Genomic DNA, 19,458 nt, shown 5'->3' with positions numbered 1-19,458 from the left:
GCTGGCTCACCGTCGAACGAAACGCACCCGAGCCCGCTGCGGTCGCAGGGAGAACCACCCCCGTGGCGCCAGCTCGCCGTCGTGCACAATGTCCCAATGCTCCACCCAGTAAGCCAGCGCTGCCGCCAGATCGATCATCGCCATCGCTGTTCCCGGGCAGGAACGGTCGCCCAGGCCGAACGGAAAATAGGCGCCACGCGGCCATGTGGCCGAGTCCAGGAAACGTTCCGGGCGAAACTCCAGGGGCGCCTCGAACCAGCGTTCATCCCGATGGGTGATCCAGCTGGACACCATGACCACGTCGCCACGCTTGAGTGAATGCCCCGACACTTCGATGTCTGCTGTCACCTGCCGTGGCGCCAGGCCGTAGGCCGGTGGGTAAAGGCGCAGGCACTCCTGTAGCACTGCCCTCAGCAAGGGACAGTTGCGCAGGTCACTGACCGAACGGATGGCCGGCCAGTCGACGGGTTCCAGCTCGGCTCTCAGCCGTGCGCACAGTTCGGGACGCTGCGCCAACAGCAGCAAACACCAGGTCAGGGTGACGCCTGTCGACTGGTGCGAGGCCATCAGCAAAGTACAGAGTTCATCACGCAACTCGACCAGAGGCCTGGGCGACTGCTGCGCCACCTCCTCCACCACGGCCCGCAACTGTCCCAGCGCCCAGCGTTTGCGCGGGCAAAGCTTGCTCGGGAACCAGTGTCCCAACGGCAGTCCGGTGGACATCTCCAGCAGCGCCACCCGTGACAACAGGCGAACCGCCTTGGCGATCCGGTAGGCCGAAGGCTCCAGGTCTACCTCGAACAGGGCATGACCACTGAGGGTGGCGCTGAACGCGGCCATCTCCAGGTCGAGATCATACTCGCGCCCCTCCTCTATCCGCTCTGCCCATTGCGTGGCCAGGTGGCGCACATCACTGGCTGCCGGTGCCGTGATGTGCGGGCGTACCGCCTTGCGCTGTGCCTGGGCCGGCTCGCCTTCACGCATCATGAAACTGCGCCCGTTCCATTGCTTGAGCATGCACAGTGCCGGTGCCCAGCGGCGCAGGTCGTCGCGATGCTCGACCATCAGCTCGTGCACCGCTTGCGGATGGAACAGGCACCAGACACGTTGCGGCCCCATGCGCATGACGGCGACGTCCGGCTGCCTGGCGTGCATGTTCTGCAGCCAGGCCAGTGGGTCGCGCTGGATCTCCAGCCAGTGGCGCGCGCCCGCACGGTTATCACCGACCCACGGCAGATGGGCCAGCCGACGACGGATGGGGCAATTCGGATTGGCTTCGAGCATGGTCCCTCGCGCTGCGACAAGTTCAGCTCAGGCGCTACGCGCTTTCAGCTTGTTCAGTCACCTTACGATAGGACGGGCATGATTTCAAAACTCGCTGATCCGGGTGTTGTGGAAGAGCTTTCTGATGCATTCAGGCCCCGATCACCCAACGATTCGGGTGTCGGGGCTTGGCCTGCTCAGTCACCATTCCCGGCGATGGTGATGTAGTCGGTGTACACCTGCGGCGCACCGGAGAAAGATGCCAGTTGCCGCCATTCCTCGTACATGCGCTCGCTCTCCTGGTGCTCACGGACGAAGGTGAGTGCCTTTTCCGTCGACACGTCCAGATCCGGGTGGAAGGCATTGAGCGACTCCAGGCTCTCGATCTCCAGCATCACTGCGTATTGATCCAGGCGATTACCACCCTGCCCCTTGAGCATGTGGAACTTCCAGCCCGGGTAGTCTTCGATACGCTGGATATTGCCGGTGATGAAATCCTCGAACATTTGCGCCGACACCCCGGAGCGCAGCGCCAGGTTATGGATGCCCACCACCCGCGCTACCGGTTTCTGGCTGGTTGCGGCGCGATAGTTGGGGCCCTCGGCCAGGGAGCTTTGGGTGTTTTCTGCCAGCAGTGAATAGGTGGAGAAGATCGTTGGCAGCTCAGCATAGGTCGAGAAGGTTTTCCACTCGGCGATCAGTGCCAGCGCCTCGTCCTGCTGTTGCCAGAACTCACGGGCATGGGCGGTCTGGTCGCCGTTGCTGTCAATATAGTGGGCGTACTGTTCGGCGCTGGGCGCCTCGAACAGCATCAGGTACTGGTTCTGCCGCTCACCGCGCAGGCCCTTGAGCAGGGTCCAGCGCCAGCCGGGATAGGCCGGGATGGCAACGCCACGCTGGCGCACGAACGCCTCGAAATCCTCGGCCGTTACGCCCTTTTTCAGGTTGAGGCCGATGTAGTGCAGGCTGAATACCGCAGTGGATTCTTGATTCATGGGGACTCCCTTGATGGACAACGTTTGGACGAAACAGACCGTCAGCGCGTAGCCTTGGGTTGCTTGCCTGTGATACGCCGGGCGCTGGCACCGACCAGCAGCATGATCACCACCCCGGCCGCAAAGGCTGCAGACAGGCTGGCATGCCGGGCGACCAGGCCGATCAGCGCCGGGCCGCTGAGCAGGCCGCTGTAGCCGATCAGGGTCACGGCCGACAGAGCCATGCCCGAGGGCACCCGCGGGTGGTTGCCGGCAGTGCTGAACAGGATCGGCACGATATTGGAAAGACCGATGCCGGCCAGGACGAAGCCGCCCAGTGCCACCGCCGGCAGATCGATCGACACGATCAGCAACAGGCCAAGCGCGGCGCAGCCGGCACCGGCCACCAGCATGCGTTGATGGCCTACGGCGTTGACCAGGCGATCGCCGCCAAGCCGGCACAGGGCTACGGCCAGTGCGTAGAGGGTGAAGCCGAAACCGGCGTGGCTCTTGTCCATGCCACGTTCGCTGTGCAGGAATACCGCTGACCAGTCCAGCATTGCTCCTTCGATCATGAAGATGAAAAAGCACAGCAGTGCGATAAACAGCAGGCTCGGCTGGGCCAGCGCCTGCAACAGTCCAGAAGTCTCACCTGGCTCCGGCTGCCGTCGACCCAGCAGATGCGCGCAGGCCTGCATCGTCAGCACGGCAATCAGCAGCACCACCAGCAGGATCGCCTGCAAAGGCTCCAGCCCCGCCCACAGCATCAGGCTGACACCGCCTGCCCCGGCCACGCTGCCAATGCTGTAGAAACCATGGAAACCGGACATTTTCGCTTGCCCGCTGTCGCGTTCGACGATCACTGCCTGGGCGTTCATCGATACATCGAGCAGGCCGTTGACCGCGCCAAACAGCAACAGCGCCAGGGCGATCTCCGGTATCGCGCTGGCATACAGCATGAACGGCAGTACCCCGCAGAACAGCGTGGCACAGACCAGGATCAGGGCTCGGCAGCCGAACCGGGCAAGCGCCCGGCCGGTAAAGGGCATCACCAGCATGGAGCCGGCGGCGATACAGAACAGCAGCAGGCCCAGGGTGCCGTCGCCGATGCCCAGCCGGGCCTTGACGAAGGGAATCAGCGGCGCCCAGGCGGACATGCCCAAGCCGGCGAGAAAAAAGATGCGGCGGGTGGCCTGCTGTTGGCGCAGGTTGCCAGCCATGTGTGAACCGAGCACTTGAGTCGTCAAGGCGCTATCCCCTTTGTGGTCGGCGCGGCACCGCAACGGTACCGTTGCCGCAAACACCTCAAGGTGGCCATCCTGGCCACCGCGTCCATTCACGGGCGGAACGATTCGCCCGCCCCACTCCGCTCAGCCCAGGCTCTGCGCCACCGACAGGTAGTCGGTGTAGATCTGCGGCGATCCGGAGAACGATGCCAACTGCTTCCACTCCTCGTACATCTGCTTGGTGTCGCGATGGGCCCGGGCGAATATCGCCGCCTGGTCGGTGGCGATATCCGGCTCGGGGTAGAACACATCCAGCGCCTCGAGGCTGGCGATCTCCATCATCACCACGTACTGGTCCAGGCGATTGCCGCGCTCACCCTTGAGCAGATGAAACTTCCAGTCCGGGTAGTCCTCGATACGGTGGTGGTTCTCGGCGATGAAGGTTTCGAACGTCTGCGCCTGGACATCCGCACGCAGCGCCAGGTTGTGGATGCCGATCACCCGGGCGATCGGTGGCTGCCCTGCCCGCTCCTGGTAACGTGGGCCCGGCGCTACCGTGCTCTTGCGGTTCTCGGCCAGCAGCCGGTAGTCGGTGAAAAGCGTCGGCAGTTCGGCGTAGGTACCGTAGCGTTTCCATTCACCGAGAATATCCAGGGCCTGCGACCGCTCACGCCAGAATTGGCGGGCCAGCTCGGTCTTGTTGCCATCGGCGCTGACATACCGGTCACGCTGCTCGGCACTGGCGATTTCGAACAGCAGCAGGTACTGCCCTGCCCGCTCGCCCCGTAGCCCGCGCAGCAGGGTCCAGCTCCAGCCCGGATAGCAGGGAATGTGCACGCCCTTTTCGCGCACGAAGGTCTCGAACTGTTCCGGTGTCACCCCCGCCTCGGTATCGATGGCGATGTAGTGCAGGCTGAACACCGGTGCGGTTGTACTGTTGTGCTGTGACATCGACGCGCTCCTCAAGCCTCGGGGGTCATGAACTGGGTATTGATGATGGCTTCGACCAGGGTGACGCCATTGGGCGTCAGTCTCACCAGATCGCCTTCGACGCTGACCAGCGCCTTGTCCACCAGGGCCTTGAGGGTCTGGCTGATGATTGGGTTGTCGTGATAACTGCGTCCTGCGAAACGCTGGCCGAACACCTGGTCGTCCACCGGTACCAGGGTCGAAAGAGCCATCTTGAACGCGTTCACTTCACGCTGCAGCGGCGAGACGCCGCGGCTTTCATCGATGGGCAGGCGGCCTTCGTCCAGCGCCTGCTTGTACTTGGCGTAGCCGGTGATGTTGATCGCTTCGGCGCGGGTGCATTTGGAACTGCCGCCCAGGCCGATCGCCACCTCGGGGTACTGGGTTTCGAGGTTGGTGATCAGTCCCTTCCACTTTTCCGCCGGCAGATGGTTCTGGTGGAAGTACATGGTCGGGTGCTCGCGATAGCTGGGCGCCAGGTACTGCTCCACCAGTTCACGCATCTGGTACTGCTTGCCCAGGCCCGGGAAGGTCATGTCGTTCATGCTGATCAGGCCCTTGCGCTGCCAGTGGCTCTGCTTCTCGCCGGACACGCCGGTACGGGTCTTCATGAACTCTTCCATGTGCAGCTTGCTGATCACCACATGGGACAATTCCAGTTCCAGGGACTTCTCCATGTCGTACTTCACATCGTCGACGCTCTGGCCGAGCATGCCGTAGATCAGGTCGACACTGACCCAGTCGAGGCCAATGGAGCGGGCATGATGGATGGTTTCCACACACTCCTCGGCCGAGTGCATGCGGCCGCAGGCGGCAATGATGCGATCGTCGAAGGACTGCGCACCGAAGCTGATCTTGGTGAAGCCCAGCTCCTTGAGCAGCGACAGGTATTGCTTGTTCAGCGTGCCCGGCTCGCCCTCGAAACGCAGGGTCGCGGCCGAGAAATTGAAGTGTTCCCGGTAGAACGCCATCAAGCGGCGCAGCTCCGATTCCGGCAGCAGCGAGGGCGTGCCACCGAAGATGTTGAACTCGCCGACCTCGGCCCGGGCCAGGCTCGGCACCTTCTCCAGCCACAGGGCGGCTTCCTTGATGTTGTAGTCGACCACATCGCGAAATACGACCTGGGATGAGGCTGCCTTGGGATTGAGGATCACCGTTGGGTACTGGCAGAAATGGCAGCGGTAGCGACAGGTCGGGATATAGGCCCACAGATGGATCTGCCGGGCCTGGCGGATCTCCTGGTCCATGTCCGCGAAGAATGACGGCAAGGGATAGCCGGGAACATCACCGGGAAACACATGGCAGCCGAACGGATCGTTGAACACGTATTCCAGCAAGTCGCGGTTGTCCGGCCGCGCGAGGAATTCGTGGACCCGCGGTACCGGATAGTTCGGATCGATATCGTGCAGTGAGTGCAAGGCTTCGCCGTTCATCAGAACACTCCCCCGTTGGCAAAATAGTTGTGGGCCTCACCGGACTCGCGGTCTTCGGCGAAGTAGTAGACGAAGCGCTCGAAGTCCTCGGGCTGGACCCGGTCGAAGCAGGCCGGCAATGGCGGCGGGTAGCCGATGTCTTCGCCCACTGCGCGGCGCAGGGCGCTGAAGATTTCCTCGCGGAACTCGAAGTACAGGCGATAGGACGGGGTCTTGTAGGCATGGATCGGCTTGAAGTCGATCACCCGCGACTGCTGTTTGATCTCGTGGATGCGCCGGTACAGGCGGTCTGCCACCGATTCGCCGAAGAACGCCCGTACGGCCTGGTCTTCCAGCAGGATGTGCGGATTGAGCAGCGCCGGCAGCACGATGTTCTTCGGCACATAGTCCTTGATCGAGTACTCCCAGGCCTGTTGCGATTGTGCTGGCGTGGTATCGCGTAGCGTCGGAGCCTGCACTTCGACCTCCGGACGCACATCCTTCATGATAATGATCCCGTCCTGGCCGTAGGCATTGCCGGTGATCACCTCGTCGAGAATGGTGTCCACCCGCCGGCTGTTGATCTCGATTCGCGACTCGTGGGCATAGACCGGCTTGCCGCCCCAGGCGATGACCCGAATGCCGAAGTCCCAGTCGTCCGAGAGGTGTTCGACGAAACGGCCCTTGTCCAGCTGGTAGAAAATCTCGATGCCGCCGACCAGGTCGTAGAGTCGGCGCTCGACCGCAAAACCCTTGCCATCCGGAAAACCGCCGAACAGCGAGAAGGACATTTCACGGCAGCGCAGGGTCTTCTGAATCTCGTTGTACAGATTCGGTCGCTGCCGGAAATGCGCCTCGTTGTAGTAATAGTTGCAGGTGCCCAGGTCACCGTTGTCGGTGATCATCTTTTCGATCAGCGCGTGCAGCCAATACGGGTCGACGGTGCAGTCGGCGTCGGCGGAGGCGATGTAGTGCCGGTTATTGAGCCCCAGGCGGATATCCCGCTCCTTCGAACGCAACGAGGCATAGTCCATGCCGCGCTTGCGGGCGGAAGAAACGCCCTGGATGTGCTCCTGGATCACATGGATGTCCAGGGACGGATTGCGCTGTTTGAACGCGTTGATCTTTGCCACCGAGTCGTCGGTCGAATTGTTATCGACGATAATCAGTTCATAACTGGCATGGGTAATCAGATTGTCATGGGTTTGCTGAGTGAACAGCGAATCGAGCACGACATCGATTCGATTGCTTTCGTTATAGAGCGGCAGTACCACCGAGACAAAAACAGTATCACGCATAGTTCCTCCAGAAAAACTCAAGTCGAGCATGTCCATTAGCGTATTGGAGAGCACGCGCTGGCCAATGGAAAAGTTTCGCCGAGCGATCTGAGTCCTCAGCGTCTCGTCATTTAACAGTCGGTAGACTTCGGCAATGAAGTTCTCGTCGGGCAAACCATCATGTTCTTCCGAGATCGCCATGATCGGAGCCTCGAAACCATGCTGGCCATATACCTCATGGTAGTACTCATAGTGACTGGCGATATAGCAACGCTGACTGCTGATAGCCTCTCCTACGGGATTGCCATAACTGTCATAGCCCCAGGAAGTCAGGAATGAAACGAGATCACAGGAGTGATAGAGATCCTCGATGGTAATGGTCTCCTTATCCGACGACATATAGTCATGGGGCAGGGCGCCAACGAACTTGATATAGGCTTCGACCTCCAGTTCACGGGCCAACCGGTTCAATTGGGTGTAATACCCCGGATGCTCCTCGGGGTCGCCTGCCAGTGCCAGGTACACCCGGCGCCGGATGCCGTCCTCGGCGAGGCGTTGGTTCAGCCGCTGCAGCAGGTGGATATCGCGATCCAGGCGCTTTTGCGGAATGATTCGCGTGGTGCGGGCGATCAACAGGTCGCTGTCACGAATATCCAGGCTTTCCTTGATGTTGCGGTAGCGGCCCTGGCCACTGAAATCATAGGTGTTCTTGCGCACCTCGATCTGCACCTGATGATCGCACCAGTGTTCGAGCTTGTCCTTGAGATGTTCATTGAGGGTGACATAGGTGATATGAGGTGAAGGGACCGGCTTGATCGCGTGGGGATAGGGCTCGGGACCGTATTTCATCACGGTCTTTTCGCTGCTCCACATCAAGTCATGGTCACGCCAGATGACAAAACGGCCCAGCCCGTGTCGGTTGCCATAGTGTTCGATGGCCAGGTACAGCGCCTGGGTGTAGATGATGTTTTCCGGCAGCGTGGCGTTCTCCACGATGACATGCCGGATATCGAGCTGCTCCCACAGTTCGACGATCCGCAGGGACAAGGCTTGGGCCGACTCTCCGATGGCCTTGAGCAGGTGCTGTTGCTCTTCCCGGGATACCTGGGCCTTTTGCGCAATCAGGATGTTGTGCGAGTACTCGATAAAGTCCACGTTGTAGTAAGGCACGGTGTCGATATCCTCGATCCGCACCAGATTGAAGACATCTCGATAGATATTTCTTTCATGGTCGTAGGGTTTCTTGAAATTGCCTTTATCAACTTTTATTTCATAACCCAGGTCAAGGTGCGAGGAAATTCCCTTTTGCAAGAGATGTTTCGCCAATTTCAACGCTTCGACAGTGATGCCCGATACTGCAACAGCGTCGAATGATATGAATATCGCTCCAGCAGGCATGACAATACCTCTCGAATCAATAGAAGTGTATTGATCTTCACGGACTAAAGTGATCAGCTTTTTTAAGAGTGCACGACGCTGCGAAATGACTTTTTGTCATCCCGGTGTCATCGAGTCGAAGGCTCGTGCCAATCCAGATAATAATTCCAGGGCGAGCGCCTCCCTTGGCTGCTATTAGCCATCATCCTGTTCAGCCGATGGAATGTTGCGCGGGTGGCTAAGGGGCGGGGCCGCCGAGGAAGTGCGGCGCAGGGCTGTCGATCTGCAAATAAACGTGGCTCATGCTCTTTCCCTTTTCAGTATTTTTGTTTTGAAAATCTGCGGGGTGACGCTGAGTAACATTTCGTTAAGAACATACTCGTCTGTACGAGTTTAGGCAACAGTCCTACAGACAGGTTTTTGAAATTGTGAATTCTGTCGAGGAGAAGTAAGAAAAACCTGAAAGTTAATATGAGATTGCCACTATCCAGATTCAGCCTGTTCAGGACGAAAAAGCCCCTGGATCTGAAGAACCAGGGGCCGCCGGAGGGTATCGATCATGCTTTTGTCGTGGAGGTCGCTTCCGTTAGCCCCTAGCCTGCCATCCCATTGCTTCCAAAGCCTTGCTCAAGCGTTGACCTGTAAGGGCCGGCACCTCTCGCCCATCCCCTGCCCTCATCGAGCGCCCCGCCAGCAGCGCATTGATAATGGCCTCCTCCACCGCCTCGGCCGCCGCCGCGAACAGCGGCGAAATATGATCGTTGTTGACCATGGCAACCTGCGCTGTTCTCGGCAGATCACGCCGGTTGTAATCCGCTGGCGCCAATCCCGTGTTTCCGGTCGAAAAGGCCAGGAAAATGTCGCCACTCGAATCTTCCGTGCCCCCGCCTGTACGGGCGATGCCCACCGAGGCACGCTGCGCCAGGCGCTGGCATTGGTGCGGCAGTAACGGTGCATCGGTGGCCAATACCACCACGATCGAGCCCATGCCCGGGGTATCTTGCTCTGCAAAGGGCGAAGGCAACTCCTGGAGTACCCGGCCAACGGGATAGCCGTCGACCCGTAGCTCACGACGCCGCCCGTGGTTGGCCTGAACAAAGGCCCCGACTGTCCAGCCACCCTGCTCCGCCGGCAATTCCCGCGAGGCGCTACCAATTCCGCCCTTGAACTCGTGGCAGATCATGCCGGTACCGCCACCCACGGCCCCCTCTGCCACGGGCCCGGAGACCGCCGCCGCCAGCGCTTGGTGCACCAGCTCGCCATTCACATGCTGGCCCCAGATGTCGTTCAGCACCCCATCGTAGGTCTCCATCACCACCGGCATGCACCAATAGACCGACGGATCGGCCAGGGTCGCGTGTTCATGGGCGATCAGTGCGTCGCGCACCACGCCGACACTGTGGGTGTTGGTGGTGGCAATGGGCGTTGTCAGCAGGCCCGCTTCGCGGATCCACTCAAGGCCCGTGGCATCGCCATTGCCGTTGAGCACATGGCAACCGGCGAAGCATGGCTCATAGCGTGCGGCGCCAGCACGTGGCTCGATGATACTGACACCGGTGCGCACGGGTTTGCCGTCGTGGACCTTGTCCAGCGTGGCATGGCCGACCCGCACGCCCGCTACGTCGGTGATTGCATTGTGAGGGCCTGGCTTGCCAAGGCCCAGGGTGATACCGAAGTCGCGTGCTCGCATTGTTTCTCTCGCTTAAAGTTTCTGGAAAGCCGGGCTCAACTTGCCGTAGGTGCCATAGAGCACCATGGAGCTGAGCAGGATACCCAGAATGATGAAGATATCCCGGGCAGACGCACTACCCAGCAACGTAACCAGCAGATACCCCGCGCCCATCACGGCCGCCATCGCCGGCAGCGGCCACAGCGGCATCCGGTACGGGTGCTCGCGGTCACGACGCAGTACGCGGCTGAACAGCGCGCACAGGCCAACCACCAGGTAGACGCACAGGATCAGCAGCACGGTGAATGACGTGAGTTCCGCCAGGTTGGAGCTGAAGGTCAAGGCCGCCGAAGGCACCGCCAGGAACAGCGTCGCCAGCCATGGCGAATCCCATCTGGGATGGATGCGGGTGAAGGCGCGATTCAGTTTCGGCATCCACAGCTCGTCACGCCCGCTGCTGTAGATCACTCGCCCGATCTGGATCACCAGGGCGATGATGGCGTTGAACACCGACAGGAAGATCCCTGCACTGACCAGCCGGGACAGCGTTTCGTTGCCGTGGGCCGTCAGCAGGTAGCCGATGGGGTCCGGGCTCGCCAGCATCTTTTCCAGCGACGGGGCCCCGACCAGCAAGGCAATCAGCGGAACCAGCTCGATGCTCACCACCAGCACCAGCGACCACATGACGGCCTTGGCGATGCCCCGCCCACCGCACTTCATGTCCTCGGCGAGCAGCACCGCGCCACCATAGCCGTTGAAGGAGAACAGCGCGGTGCCCACGGCACCGATGACCAGCGCCCACGGCGCCGCGTGCAGAACGCCCTTGTCGAGCATCACCGGGTTGAGCAGGCTACTGACCGGTTGCTGGGCATGTCCGAAGCCCAGCACCACGATAACCATCAGCGCCGCCACCTCAAGGAGCAGGCAACTGCCGGTGACCCAGGCATTGAGCTTGATGTTGAGGATACCAAGCAGATAACTCAGGGCCACGATCACCAGGGCGACGGTCTGGCCGTCGAACTGGGTGCCCAGCGCCGCGTTGAGATAGGTCGCGGCGCCGGTGGCCAGCACCGGCGGAATGAAGAGCAGCATGGCCAGCACGGTCAGGAACGTGGCGTAACCGGCCAGGCCGCCAAACACGCGCTTGGCGAACACGTACTCGCCGCCGGCGGCGCTGTGCGCCCGGCCCAGCTCGGCGTAGCAAAGCGCGAACATCAGCGCGAGCACGCCGCCGAGAATGAACGCCCAGATCACCCCGGTACCGGCCTGGGCGATCGCGAACGGCGCAATGACAAATACGGAGCTGGCGGGCGTCACCGAGGAGACGGTGATGGCGACGACATCGGGAACGCTCAGCGTGGGCTTGAGCTCAGGGGATAGCTCAGGGTGTGGTGCAGTCATATGTTCATCCTCACGTTGTTGTAGGTGTTGGGAGGCAGAACCGGGAATCGAAGTGTTGCGAGCTCGACGGCTCGCTTGATGGGTTTGCAATCTAGGCCGGTGCGCCCACTCGAACAATTCCCCCTAAGGGGTACCCCCGTTGACAGCTTCGCCAAATCGGGTGCCAATGCCCTACCCGTTTCAAGGATGCAGTCGTGGACATTCTCTTCAATGAAGTCGCCAGCCACACCGCGCTGGCGCGAACGATCGAGCAGATCGGCAGCCCGCGCTTCTGGCGGCAGTTGATCCTGGTGCTGCGCCATTGGGTGCCGTTCGACAACGCGCTGGCGATTCACTTTCCTGCCCAGGGCGCCCCCCATGTGCTCGAGGAATACGATGCGGCGCCGGCGCCCGTGGCGGGAGAGTTGTATCTGGATGGGCTGTACCTGCTGGATCCGTTCTACCAGGCTGCTCGCGAAGGCCTCGCCAGTGGTTTCTACCACCTTGAGGAAGTGGCGCCTGACCACTTCTCGCAGACGGACTATTACCTGAACTACTTCCAGGACCATGTGCTCGTGGATGAAGTGCAGTTTCTGCTGCAGGTGCCGGATGGCGTGCTGTCGCTATCTCTAGGCATGCGCCGGGCGTTTGATTCGACGGAGCTGGGCAAGCTGAGCCTGGTCAGTGGTTGGGTGCTGGCCCTGCTCAACCAGAACTGGACTCGCATCGGGGCCTGCGTACCCGTGCAGCCGCCTTCGGGTGACGTACTGGCGAAGTTTGGCCAGGGCGTGCTGTCGGAGCGAGAGCTGGAAATCGCCCGGTTGATCCTGCGTGGATACTCGTCGAAAGCCATGGCGCAGCGGTTGGGCATCTCGCCGGAGACCATCAAGGCCCACCGGCGGCATTTGTACGCGAAGCTGGATATCTCTTCGCAACCGGAGCTGTTTTCGTTGTTTATTCGGGAGTTGGGGTTTGAGGAACTGCAAAGTCCCTGAGGCCAGGGATGAAATACGGCAAGGAGTACAAATGTGCTCCTGGTGGTTTTGCGATCAGTACTGGGTAGCCGCGGTCAGGGCGGCTACCCATTACCCTCAAGCAGGATTTTCACGGTGAGTTGGTGCGGTACAGGCAGCCTGGAGGGCTTGAAACGCGGGCTGCCTCTCTTGAAATTTCTTCGGGATTGGCCTGCACAGCCAATCAGTGCTCGGCAGGATGCGCTGTGTCGCCCTGCGCTTGCAGTGCGCGTGTTTCGATCACTTTCCAGATGTCGAACCCATCGCGCAACAGCAGCGCTGCGCCCTGGATGAAGTGCGCCAGGTCTTCGTCATCGATCTTGTTCAGGTTCAGGCACGACAGGCTGTCGACCATGTCCCGGCCAGCCTGCAGCCGTTCGTTGGCGTAGGCATGCAGGTTGCCTGATGGAGCCAGGGAGTCGATGAACAGGACATGCCGCTCGGTCACGGTGGGGCTAAGGGGGTGATAGTTCATGGGAAACTCCATTGGAGGCAGCTGAGTCGGTCGTCGGTCGGGCCGCCTCGCCGCATGAGCAATCTTTCATGCAGCAAGGCGAGCCATCGGGGTGGCCCGCCGCGCAAGCTGCACAGCAATAGGTCTTGCCGTCCTGTACCAGGGCATTGGCGCCCACGGTGCAGGCACAGTGGCTACAGGCACAAGGTTGTCTGTTCATTTGCGTTTTCCTCCTTTCTCCTCCGACGCCACTTCATCGTGCCAAGGCTTGCCATCCAGCGGCGCCGAGCGGGCCAGTTCAGCTTCGTCGAGGCCGATGCCGCCGGCGATCTCGTCGCCCTCTACGCGTCTGAGGATACTGTCCGCCGGTCCTTGGCCGTTTCCGGGTTCGTACGGGTCGCGGGCACCGGTTTCGTCGAACAGTGTGTCGGGGCTCAGGTCATCCAGGGTGACGTGGTCTTCATGGAGGCTGTCGCTCAGCGTCTCGCCGCCGGTCATGCCGCTCTCGGCAACGCGGCGGGCTGGGTAGCCGTCTTCCAGTTCCCGTTGCGAGCGCTCATCGCCAGCACGGCCCTGGCGTTCGTCGCGGTGTTCGCTGAAGTCGAGTTCATGGACGCTGCCCATGCGGTCTTCGGTGTCGTCGATTTCGAGTGGGGAGCGTTGGGGGTTGGGTGTGGGCATGAGGTTTCTCCAGTTGAATGGCCGCCTGCGGCGGTTCGCCGGCAAGCCGGGCTCCTACAGAAAGGTGGACTGGCTGACCGCCCGGATAATTCAGAGTTTCTGCCGGGCGGTGTGGCCCCTAGCCGTTCACGGGTTGATCGCAGTGGCGATGGCGCAGTGCACCACAGCGTTCGCAGCATTCGCATTTGAGCCCGGCGAGTTCATCAGTCAGCACGTTGCGCCATTGGCATCCATACAACAGGCAGACGAGTTTCATCTGGCACCTCCCTGGCCCGGAAAAGGGGGCCCTACAAGGACTGACCCGCAAGGGGGGGCGAAGGTTTTATTTAATTGCGTGCGGTGTCATTGGTCGCCAGCCCCGGCAAAAAAACTAAACCTTTTGCCCAAGCCCCGGGTCCACCCCTCGCGACACTGAGGTCGTATTACCGAACAAGGAGTCAAAGATGAGCAATCCATTCTTCAAATACGCAGGTTTGTCACTGTTGCTGGGCATGGCGTCGATGCAGGTGCACGCCGCCACTTCCAATGATTTCGTCGACGAAGCGACCGAAGCGGGTATCTCGGAAGTGGTGATCGGCAAGCTGGCCCAGGAAAAGAGCCAGAGTACCGATATCAAGAAGTTTGCCGAAGAGATGGTCAGCGACCACACCAAGGCCAACCAGAAGCTCGCCGAGATCGCGCACAAGCTGGACATCGAGGTGCCTGACGAGGCCGCGCTGACCGACAAGGTCAAGAAAATGATCCTGGAATGGCGCGACGAGTCCTTCGACAAGTCTTATGTCGAGAACCAGCTCAAGGCTCACGAAAAGGCCGTGGAGCTGTTCAAGAAGGAAGCGGCTTCCTCGGACAAGGCTGAACTGAAGGCCTTCGCCAGCGAGACGTTGCCGACGCTTGAGCATCACCTGGAGCAGGTCAAGGCGCTGCATGCCAGCCATGACAAGCCGTAATGGTCACGTTTAACTGACCAGTCGGGCCCAGGGGCTCCCGGATCGCCCCTGGGCTCGGCATCATTCAATCCCTGGGCGGTTTTGCCGGCCCTTGGGGATCCACTTGCGGGTCCTCCAGGTCGGGGGAGTCCGGATCGAAGCCCAGGTCGTTCTTCGAGCTGGCCTGTTCGGATGAATGCGGGCCCTGATCGCGGGCTGTCTTCTGTGCCGTGGAGTCGTGCCTGGTCCCGGTCGAGCCATCCGGCCGATGAGCGTCATTATCCCGCTCTTGCTCACCCAATTCCTTTGTCTGTGATTCGGTAGTGTTTTTCATGTCCGCTCCTGGCTTTGTCTGTCATGCATTGGGACCTCGGCGGTTGTCGGAGCGTTCAGAACGATTTGTCCTCGTGAGCATGGTCGGGGTAAAGGCCGGCTGTTTGACGAGGGTCATGATCTCCCGTCACTAAAGAACGGACCCTAAGGGTATTGCGAAGTGCCCAGTGCGCACCTCGTCGACACCTTTGGCTTTATGGATTCCGTTCCTGACATGGACATGACAACTTATTCGCCGCGCGCCCTGTTCCTGGCCGTGACCGCCTTGTTGGTCAGCGTGGCAACTACAAACGCGGTGGCGAGCAAGGCGCCTGGGCAAGACAACGCCCTTGCCCCTGCGATCATCGATGACCTGCCCGCCAATTATGCGGCCGACCTCGACGGTGATACCCGTCGACTGGTGGAGCGCGGCCGGTACATCGCCCGCCTGGGCGATTGCGTGGCCTGTCACACCGCCAGCGACAAACGTAAGCCCATGGCCGGTGGCTTGGCCCTGGAAACCCCATTTGGCGTGCTGTACTCGACCAACATCACCCCCGACGACGAGACGGGTATCGGGCGCTACTCCTTCGAGCAGTTCGATCGCGCCATGCGCAAGGGCGTCGCGGCCGATGGGCATAACCTGTATCCGGCCATGCCCTACCCCTCCTATGCCAGAATCACCAACGAGGACATGCACGCGCTGTATGCCTACCTGATGGAGGGCGTCAGTCCGGTTCGCCAACCGAACCGGCCGCTGGAGATGGGGTTCCCGTTCAACCAGCGCTGGGGCCTGTCGATGTGGAACTGGATGTTCCTCGACGACCAGGTGTTCACCGCCAACCCCGAACAGAGTGATGCCTGGAACCGCGGGGCCTATATCGTCCAGGGGCTGGGGCACTGCGGGGCCTGCCATACGCCCCGCGGCATCGGTTTCCAGGAGAAAACCCTGTCCGAAGCCGGCAGGCACGGCAGCCACTTCCTTGCCGGGGAAACCGTGGAAGGCTGGCGCGCCCTCAGCCTGCGCAACCTGTGGACGCCCGAGCAGACCGCCGAGATGCTCAAGACCGGGCGCAACAGCCATGGCACGGTGTCCGGCAACATGGTCGACGTGGTGCAGCACAGTACCCAGTACATGGATGACCAGGACCTGCGGGCGGTAGGCCTGTACCTGAAGTCGCTGCCCGCTTCCGAACATGACCAGCCCTTGCAGGTCGTCCAAGGGCCGGTGCCCGCTATCACGCCGGTCTCGGCCAGCTCAGCGGGCGCCCTGCCCGTGGACTTGCTGACCTCCCGGGGCGGCCTGGGCTACCAGCAGTTCTGCGCCGACTGCCATCGCTCGGACGGCGCCGGGGTCCATGGCGTGTTCCCGCCGCTGGCGGGCAATCCGGTGTTGCGGTCCGAAGATCCGTCCACCCTGGTGCATATCACGCTCACCGGCTGGCGCTCGGCGCAGACGGCCAGCCACGCACGGGGATTGACCATGCCGTCGTTCGCGCGGCTCAGTGATCAGGAAATCACCGACATTCTCAACTTCACTCGCCGGGCCTGGGGCAATTCGGTGGTGCAGGCGATTCGTCCGACTCTGGTCGCCGATATGCGCAAACGCCTCGATGTGCGGACTCAGGACAATCGACCGTTCGAAACACCTCGCCTGGCCGATCTGCTCAAGGAGCCGAATGCCGGGCAACTGGTGCTGGGCGCACAGCTCAACACCCACACCCACGAGCTGCTGCCCGCCAACGTCGGCAATGCGCTCAACTGCGCCAGTTGTCACCTGAACGCCGGCACCGTGGCCGATGGTTCACCCTACGTCGGTGTCTCGGCGTTTTTTCCCAGCTATGCACCCCGTGCCGGTCGGGTGATTTCCCTGGAGGAACGGATCAACGGCTGCTTCCTGCGCTCGATGAATGGAAAGCCGTTGCCGCTGGAGTCCACGGAAATGAAGGCGATGGTGGCCTATTTCGACTGGATGAAGCGCGAGACCAGACCGGCGGACAAGGTCGAGGGTCGTGGAGTCGGCAAGATCGACACGAGCATCGTGCCCAACCTGGAGAACGGCGAGAAGCTTTATGCCGTGCAGTGTGCGCTGTGCCACGGCAACGATGGCGAGGGCATCAGGAACGCCAGCGGCAAATGGGTCTATCCGCCACTGTGGGGTGACGATTCCTTCAACCTCGGCGCGGGCATGGCGCGCACCTACACCGCAGCCGCCTTCGTCAAGCAGAACATGCCGATTGCCTTCAAGGATCACTTCCCGCTCGGCCAGGGCGGCCTGACCGACCAGGAGGCGGTGGATGTGGCGGCCTACTTCAGCCACAAGCCCCGGCCTGACTTTGCCGGCAAGGTCAGGGACTGGCCGAAGGACAAGAAACCCGTGGACGCCCGGTACTGAGTCCGGCTGGGGGCCGGACGGTCAGGTGGCCGAGCCCCCACGCTTGAACGCATACCAACCCGCCGCCACCACCAGTGCGGCGCCCAGCACGGTGTAGAGGTCCGGCGTCGAGCCGAACACCAGATAGCCGATGACGATCGCGAACACCAGCAGGCTGTAGTTGAAGGGTTGCAACGTCGTCGCCGGCGCATATTCCAGTGCCTTCACCAGCAGCAGATGAGCAAAGACCCCGGTCATCGCCAGGGTCAGCATCAGCGGCCAGTCACCCGCAGCCACGGGCTTCCAGCCGGGTACGCCGGCGGCGGTCGAAAGCCCGGCCCCCACCAGCGCCATGTAGAGCATGTTGGTGTTGAAGCTGTCCTGTCGGCTGATGCGTCGGGTCATCAGGTTGTACACGGCGAACATCAGGGCGGCACTCAGCGGGATGAGAGCCCCGGTGTCGAACACCCCGAGGCCGGGGCGCAGGATGACCAGGGTGCCCATGAAACCGACCACCGCCGCCAGCCACTGCTTGCGTGTGACACGCTCGGAGAAGAACAACCCGCCCAGTACCAGCGTGACCAGCGGAAAGACGGCGAACAGCGCGTGGCTCTCCGCCAGGCCCAGGTACTTGAGGCCAAGGGCGAATACGCCGATCTCGACGATCGACAGGGTCGAGCGCACCAGTTGCAGCAGCGGATGATGCGTCCTGAGTGCGGGCCTGAGCCCACCGCGCGATTGGACGTACATCAGCGCGAACGCCGCGAACACCCAGTAGCGGATCATGACGAACTGGGCGATGGCGTAGTCCTTCACCAGGGTCTTGGTGATTGCGTCCTGGGCCGCGAATACCAGCATGGCGAGCAGGCAATAGGCGATGCCCCGGGCGTTGGAGTCCACGGGTGCCTGTACGCGGGCCATTGTCTGCGGCATGAGTGTCCTCGACGCTGAATGCGAAGTCCGTGTCGTCTGGCCAGCCAGGCCCACTGCCAGGACAGCCCGTCACGTCTGTCCTGGCAGGCTATCACTCGGCTTTCCCGCCTGTCTGTCATTTGCGACAGTTCTTCGTCCATCCGCGTCATCACGGGGCCGTTCCCCCGCTGGTCTGTCAAGCTGAACCCTCCCGGATCCCCTGGAGTCAGCTACTACTGACAGACACTCGAACGAATGGACGCATTCATGAGCGATATCCGTATCGGCATTTCCGGTTGGCGCTACGGCCCTTGGCGCAAGGACTTCTACCCAAAGGGGTTGCGTCAGGACGATGAGCTGGGGTTCGCGTCGCGGGCAGTCAATACCATCGAAATCAATGGCTCGTTCTATGCCCTGCAGACGCCTGAACGCTATGCACAGTGGCGCGACAGTACACCTGAAGACTTCGTGTTTGCGGTAAAGGCGCCGCGCTATATCACTCATGTACGCAGACTTCGGGAAATTGATGAACCCCTGGCCAACTTCTTCGCTTCAGGCCCGCTCTTGCTGGCGGAAAAGCTGGGGCCGTTTCTTTGGCAGTTTCCGCCGTCGATGAGGTTCGACGAACAGCGTTTCAGCGATTTCCTGGCGAAGCTACCCAAGGACCGCAAGGGCGCCCGCGCCTGCGCCCGGCATGCCGCCGAACGACTGCGGAACAATGGGGGTATCACCATCGGTGGCAATGTGCGACTGCGCCATGCCGTAGAGATTCGGCACCCGAGTTTTCTCTGTGACACTTTCGTCGATCTGTTACGCAAGCACAAAGTGGCATTGGTGGTCTCCGACAGCGCAGGTAAATGGCCGTATGTCGAGGACGTCACCGCTGATTTCGTCTACCTGCGCCTGCATGGCGACGTCGAACTCTACAGCAGCGGCTATACCGCCAAGGCGCTGCACCGCTGGCGTTCGCGCATCCAGGCCTGGAGTCAGGGTGGTCAGCCGGACGATGCTGCGCTGATTCTGCGGCGGGCACCGACCAGACGCGCTTCGCGCGACGTGTACTGCTATTTCGACAATGACCAGAAGGTGCATGCGCCCTACGACGCCCGCCGTCTGCTGGCCGATCTGGGACTGGATGACGAACTGGTCACTGAACCCGGCGTGGCGCCGCAAATAGCGTTGTAGGTGGACTGCTGAGCACCCCGAGCTTTTTTGAACTCCCGGCTCGGGCACCGCATC

17 protein-coding genes and 1 pseudogene are annotated in these 19,458 nt (G+C 61.4%); 4 read left to right on the top strand and 14 right to left on the bottom strand.

Going from position 1 to position 19,458, the window contains the following annotated elements; genetic code table 11:
- Window positions 1-6: 6 nt before the first annotated feature.
- The 8 genes from HU752_RS16830 to HU752_RS16795 all read right to left on the bottom strand — a co-directional run bounded on the left by HU752_RS16830 (window position 7) and on the right by HU752_RS16795 (window position 11,568).
- Entirely contained in the window at window positions 7-1,284 is a 1,278-nt protein-coding gene (locus HU752_RS16830) for a cytochrome P450 (protein WP_186676155.1), read from the bottom strand.
- Between the two features lie 176 nt (window positions 1,285-1,460).
- Window positions 1,461-2,258 carry a hypothetical protein gene (locus tag HU752_RS16825; RefSeq protein ID WP_186676157.1) on the bottom strand — a complete coding sequence of 266 codons (798 nt, stop codon included), beginning with the start codon at window positions 2,256-2,258 and terminating at the stop codon, window positions 1,461-1,463.
- 41 nt (window positions 2,259-2,299) lie between these two features.
- The gene (locus tag HU752_RS16820; RefSeq protein ID WP_225920010.1) at window positions 2,300-3,484 is read right to left on the bottom strand and encodes an MFS transporter; all 1,185 of its coding nucleotides are present in this window, start codon (window positions 3,482-3,484) and stop codon (window positions 2,300-2,302) included.
- Window positions 3,485-3,607: 123 nt separating this feature from the next.
- Window positions 3,608-4,414, bottom strand: a complete 807-nt coding sequence (locus tag HU752_RS16815; protein WP_186676159.1) for a hypothetical protein — start codon at window positions 4,412-4,414, stop codon at window positions 3,608-3,610.
- A gap of 11 nt (window positions 4,415-4,425) precedes the next feature.
- Window positions 4,426-5,865 (bottom strand): radical SAM protein, encoded by a 1,440-nt coding sequence (locus HU752_RS16810; protein WP_186676173.1) that lies wholly within the window; start codon window positions 5,863-5,865, stop codon window positions 4,426-4,428.
- On the bottom strand, window positions 5,865-8,291 hold the full coding sequence (locus tag HU752_RS16805) for a glycosyltransferase (protein ID WP_225920009.1): 2,427 nt from the start codon (window positions 8,289-8,291) through the stop codon (window positions 5,865-5,867). The genes HU752_RS16810 and HU752_RS16805 overlap by 1 nt, the downstream gene beginning before the upstream one ends.
- Window positions 8,292-9,084: 793 nt before the next feature.
- The gene (locus tag HU752_RS16800) at window positions 9,085-10,188 is read right to left on the bottom strand and encodes a DmpA family aminopeptidase (protein ID WP_186676178.1); all 1,104 of its coding nucleotides are present in this window, start codon (window positions 10,186-10,188) and stop codon (window positions 9,085-9,087) included.
- 12 nt (window positions 10,189-10,200) lie between these two features.
- Entirely contained in the window at window positions 10,201-11,568 is a 1,368-nt protein-coding gene (locus HU752_RS16795; RefSeq protein WP_186676181.1) for an APC family permease, read from the bottom strand.
- Window positions 11,569-11,762: 194 nt separating this feature from the next.
- Between HU752_RS16795 and HU752_RS16790 the strand changes: the two genes are divergently transcribed.
- The gene (locus HU752_RS16790; protein WP_186676184.1) at window positions 11,763-12,542 is read left to right on the top strand and encodes a response regulator transcription factor; all 780 of its coding nucleotides are present in this window, start codon (window positions 11,763-11,765) and stop codon (window positions 12,540-12,542) included.
- A gap of 202 nt (window positions 12,543-12,744) precedes the next feature.
- Here the strand turns inward: HU752_RS16790 and HU752_RS16785 are convergent, their stop codons facing one another.
- The 4 genes from HU752_RS16785 to HU752_RS31965 all read right to left on the bottom strand — a co-directional run bounded on the left by HU752_RS16785 (window position 12,745) and on the right by HU752_RS31965 (window position 13,951).
- Complete coding sequence (locus HU752_RS16785) at window positions 12,745-13,035, bottom strand: hypothetical protein (RefSeq protein WP_186676187.1); 291 nt, start codon at window positions 13,033-13,035, stop codon at window positions 12,745-12,747.
- Window positions 13,016-13,234 (bottom strand): metallothionein, encoded by a 219-nt coding sequence (locus HU752_RS16780; RefSeq protein ID WP_186676189.1) that lies wholly within the window; start codon window positions 13,232-13,234, stop codon window positions 13,016-13,018. Before HU752_RS16780 ends, HU752_RS16785 begins: the two co-directional genes overlap by 20 nt.
- Window positions 13,231-13,695, bottom strand: a complete 465-nt coding sequence (locus tag HU752_RS16775) for a phosphotransferase system, HPr-related protein (protein ID WP_186676191.1) — start codon at window positions 13,693-13,695, stop codon at window positions 13,231-13,233. The genes HU752_RS16780 and HU752_RS16775 overlap by 4 nt, the downstream gene beginning before the upstream one ends.
- 118 nt (window positions 13,696-13,813) lie before the next feature.
- A complete protein-coding gene (locus HU752_RS31965; protein WP_302471841.1) occupies window positions 13,814-13,951 on the bottom strand; it encodes a PSPA7_2676 family Cys-rich small protein in 138 nt (45 codons plus the stop codon).
- A gap of 187 nt (window positions 13,952-14,138) precedes the next feature.
- Between HU752_RS31965 and HU752_RS16770 the strand changes: the two genes are divergently transcribed.
- Window positions 14,139-14,642 (top strand): DUF4142 domain-containing protein, encoded by a 504-nt coding sequence (locus HU752_RS16770; RefSeq protein ID WP_186676193.1) that lies wholly within the window; start codon window positions 14,139-14,141, stop codon window positions 14,640-14,642.
- Window positions 14,643-14,706: 64 nt separating this feature from the next.
- Here HU752_RS16770 and HU752_RS31780 read toward each other — a convergent pair.
- A pseudogene (locus tag HU752_RS31780) lies at window positions 14,707-14,832 on the bottom strand (DUF6021 family protein); the annotation flags it as partial.
- Window positions 14,833-15,168: 336 nt separating this feature from the next.
- On the opposite strand from HU752_RS31780, the gene HU752_RS16760 reads away from it, so the two are divergent.
- Window positions 15,169-17,328 (top strand): c-type cytochrome, encoded by a 2,160-nt coding sequence (locus HU752_RS16760; protein ID WP_225920008.1) that lies wholly within the window; start codon window positions 15,169-15,171, stop codon window positions 17,326-17,328.
- Window positions 17,329-17,349: 21 nt separating this feature from the next.
- Here the strand turns inward: HU752_RS16760 and HU752_RS16755 are convergent, their stop codons facing one another.
- Window positions 17,350-18,240 carry a DMT family transporter gene (locus HU752_RS16755; protein WP_186676201.1) on the bottom strand — a complete coding sequence of 297 codons (891 nt, stop codon included), beginning with the start codon at window positions 18,238-18,240 and terminating at the stop codon, window positions 17,350-17,352.
- Window positions 18,241-18,486: 246 nt separating this feature from the next.
- Here HU752_RS16755 and HU752_RS16750 point away from each other — a divergent pair, with 246 nt between their 5' ends.
- On the top strand, window positions 18,487-19,404 hold the full coding sequence (locus tag HU752_RS16750) for a DUF72 domain-containing protein (RefSeq protein ID WP_186676203.1): 918 nt from the start codon (window positions 18,487-18,489) through the stop codon (window positions 19,402-19,404).
- The last annotated feature ends 54 nt before the right edge of the window (window positions 19,405-19,458 follow it).

The sequence above is a fragment of the Pseudomonas vanderleydeniana genome (assembly GCF_014268755.2).
Lineage (GTDB): Bacteria > Pseudomonadota > Gammaproteobacteria > Pseudomonadales > Pseudomonadaceae > Aquipseudomonas > Aquipseudomonas vanderleydeniana.
This window is presented reverse-complemented; position numbering and strand designations above follow the sequence as displayed.

What these genes read in the sequence shown, in the direction of transcription:
- HU752_RS16800 (WP_186676178.1), bottom strand. Translation starts at nt 10,188, where the DNA reads ATGCGAGCACGCGACTTCGGTATCACCCTGGGCCTTGGCAAGCCAGGC.
- HU752_RS31965 (WP_302471841.1), bottom strand. Translation starts at nt 13,951, where the DNA reads ATGAAACTCGTCTGCCTGTTGTATGGATGCCAATGGCGCAACGTGCTG.
- HU752_RS16775 (WP_186676191.1), bottom strand. Translation starts at nt 13,695, where the DNA reads ATGCCCACACCCAACCCCCAACGCTCCCCACTCGAAATCGACGACACC.
- HU752_RS16795 (WP_186676181.1), bottom strand. Translation starts at nt 11,568, where the DNA reads ATGACTGCACCACACCCTGAGCTATCCCCTGAGCTCAAGCCCACGCTG.
- HU752_RS16755 (WP_186676201.1), bottom strand. Translation starts at nt 18,240, where the DNA reads ATGCCGCAGACAATGGCCCGCGTACAGGCACCCGTGGACTCCAACGCC.
- HU752_RS16830 (WP_186676155.1), bottom strand. Translation starts at nt 1,284, where the DNA reads ATGCTCGAAGCCAATCCGAATTGCCCCATCCGTCGTCGGCTGGCCCAT.
- HU752_RS16810 (WP_186676173.1), bottom strand. Translation starts at nt 5,865, where the DNA reads ATGAACGGCGAAGCCTTGCACTCACTGCACGATATCGATCCGAACTAT.
- HU752_RS16785 (WP_186676187.1), bottom strand. Translation starts at nt 13,035, where the DNA reads ATGAACTATCACCCCCTTAGCCCCACCGTGACCGAGCGGCATGTCCTG.
- HU752_RS16760 (WP_225920008.1), top strand. Translation starts at nt 15,169, where the DNA reads ATGGACATGACAACTTATTCGCCGCGCGCCCTGTTCCTGGCCGTGACC.
- HU752_RS16825 (WP_186676157.1), bottom strand. Translation starts at nt 2,258, where the DNA reads ATGAATCAAGAATCCACTGCGGTATTCAGCCTGCACTACATCGGCCTC.
- HU752_RS16770 (WP_186676193.1), top strand. Translation starts at nt 14,139, where the DNA reads ATGAGCAATCCATTCTTCAAATACGCAGGTTTGTCACTGTTGCTGGGC.
- HU752_RS16815 (WP_186676159.1), bottom strand. Translation starts at nt 4,414, where the DNA reads ATGTCACAGCACAACAGTACAACCGCACCGGTGTTCAGCCTGCACTAC.
- HU752_RS16750 (WP_186676203.1), top strand. Translation starts at nt 18,487, where the DNA reads ATGAGCGATATCCGTATCGGCATTTCCGGTTGGCGCTACGGCCCTTGG.
- HU752_RS16780 (WP_186676189.1), bottom strand. Translation starts at nt 13,234, where the DNA reads ATGAACAGACAACCTTGTGCCTGTAGCCACTGTGCCTGCACCGTGGGC.